Annotated in this window: 1 protein-coding gene; it reads left to right on the top strand. The window is 70.8% G+C overall.

Translation table 11 applies throughout. From position 1 onward, the window contains the following. Positions 1–2261 (top strand): acyltransferase domain-containing protein (locus FPZ47_RS27240; RefSeq protein WP_145039756.1); only part of this gene is annotated, 2261 nt, incomplete at both ends.

Genomic DNA, 2261 nt, shown 5'->3' on the forward strand with positions numbered 1-2261 from the left:
TGGCCGGTTCGGTGATCCGGGGCAGCGCCGCCCCGGCGGGCAAGACCGTCTTCGTGTTCCCCGGCCAGGGCTCCCAACTGCTGGGCATGGGCATGGGCCTGCACGCCGAATACCCGGTGTTCGCCGAGGCCCTCGACGCCGTCGTGGCCGAACTCGACCGCCACCTGCTGCGCCCCCTGCGCGAGGTGATGTGGGGTCACGACGAGAACCTGCTGAGCACCACCGAATTCGCCCAGCCGGCGCTGTTCGCGGTCGAGGTGGCGTTGTTCAGGCTCCTCGAATCCTGGGGCGTGCGGCCCGACTTCGTCATGGGCCACTCGGTCGGCGAACTGTCGGCCGCGCATGTCGCCGGTGTCCTGTCGCTGCAGAACGCCGCGGTGCTCGTGGCCGCGCGGGGCCGCTTCATGCAGGCCCTGCCGGTGGGCGGGGCGATGTTCGCCGTGCAGGCGAGCGAGGAGGAGGTGCGGCCGCTGCTGGACGGCCAGGTCGGCCTGGCCGCGGTCAACGGTCCTGCCTCCGTGGTGATTTCGGGTGCCGAAGACGATGTGGTCGCGGTGGCCGAGCGATTCCGCGGGGAAGGCCGCCGGGTGCACCGGCTGGCCGTCTCGCACGCCTTCCACTCGCCGTTGATGGAGCCGGTGGTCGACGAATTCGCCGCGGTCGCCGCCGGGTTGGCCACCGCGGTGCCCACCATCGCGATCATTTCCAACGTGACCGGGCAATTGGCCGGAGAGGATTTCGCCTCGCCGTCGTACTGGAAGCGCCACATCCGCGAAGCGGTCCGGTTCGCCGACAGCATCCGCTTCGCGCACTCCGCCGGGGCCACCCGCTTCCTGGAAGTCGGGCCCGGCGGCGGCCTGACGGCGGCCATCGAGGAATCGCTGTCCGACGCGCCCGTGTTGACGGCGTCGGTGCTCCGCAAGGATCGCCCCGAGCCCGTGACGCTGGTCAACGCCGTCGCGCACGGGTTCGTCACCGGCATGGACGTGGACTGGCGTGGCGCGATCGGAATGGCCAACCTCGTCGAGCTGCCCACGTATGCCTTTGAGCGGCGCCGGTTCTGGCTCTCCGGTGGCGGTGGGGCCGCCGACGCCGCCGGTCTGGGGCTGGGCGTCAGCGAGCACCCGCTGCTGCGCGCGGTGGTCGAGTTGCCGGCATCGGGCGGGGTGGTGCTGACGGGCCGGTTGTCACCCGGCACGCAGGCCTGGCTGTCCGATCACGCCGTGGGTGGCACGGTGCTTTTTCCCGGTGCCGGATTCGTGGAGTTGGCGATCCGCGCGGGCGACGAGGTGGGCTGCGGGGTCGTCGAGGAGTTGAATCTTTCTGCGCCGCTGGTTTTACCGCCCGCATCCTCGGTCGCGGTGCAGGTCGTGGTCGGTGGTCCCGACGAGTCGGGCGCTCGCGCGGTCTCGGTGTTCTCGCGCGCCGAAACGAGCTCCGCCTGGCTCCTGCATGCCGAGGGTGTGCTGGGTACGGGGTCGGCCGAGCCCGGCGCGGACCTGTCGGCGTGGCCGCCGGCGGGGGCCGTACCGGTGGACATCGGCGACGGGTATGAGCGGCTGGCCGAACGCGGTTACGGGTACGGGCCCGCGTTCCGGGGCCTGACCTCGATGTGGCGCCGCGGCGACGAAGTGTTCGCGGAGGTGGCGTTGCCCGTTGACGCCGGGCTGTCCGTGGCCGGATTCGGGGTCCATCCGGTACTGCTGGATGCGGCGCTGCACGCGGTGATACTGGCGTCGAAAGAGGGCGAGTTGGCCGAGGGCTCGGTGCTGGTGCCGTTCTCCTGGCAGCGCGTGTCGTTGTACGCCGCGGGCGCGGAGGCGCTACGGGCGCGCATTGCGCCGTCGGGCCCGTCCTCGATGTCGATCGAGCTTGCCGACGGGTTGGGGTTGCCGGTGCTCTCGGTGTCGTCGATGGTGGCGCGGCCGGTCAGCGATCAGCAGCTGCTGGCCGCGGCCTCGAACTCGGGCCCGGATCGGATCTTTGAGGTCGTCTGGTCCGCGCAGCCCTCGGAGAAGGTGCAGCCGGTTTCGGTATTCACTTGGGGCACAACGGTCTTCGATGCTACTGAGGTCGAGCCCACGGCGTATCTGTTCGAATCTCCGCCGGTCACCGGTGACGTTGTCGCGGACGTGTACGCGACCACGCGTGCCGTGCTGGACGTGCTGCAAACGTGGTTGGCCCGCAACGGGACGGCGACGCTGGTGGTGTCGACCCGGGGTGCGGTGGCGTTGCCGGGGGAGGATGTCGCCGATTTGGCG

Source organism: Mycobacterium helveticum, assembly GCF_007714205.1.
In the GTDB taxonomy this organism is placed as follows: domain Bacteria; phylum Actinomycetota; class Actinomycetes; order Mycobacteriales; family Mycobacteriaceae; genus Mycobacterium; species Mycobacterium helveticum.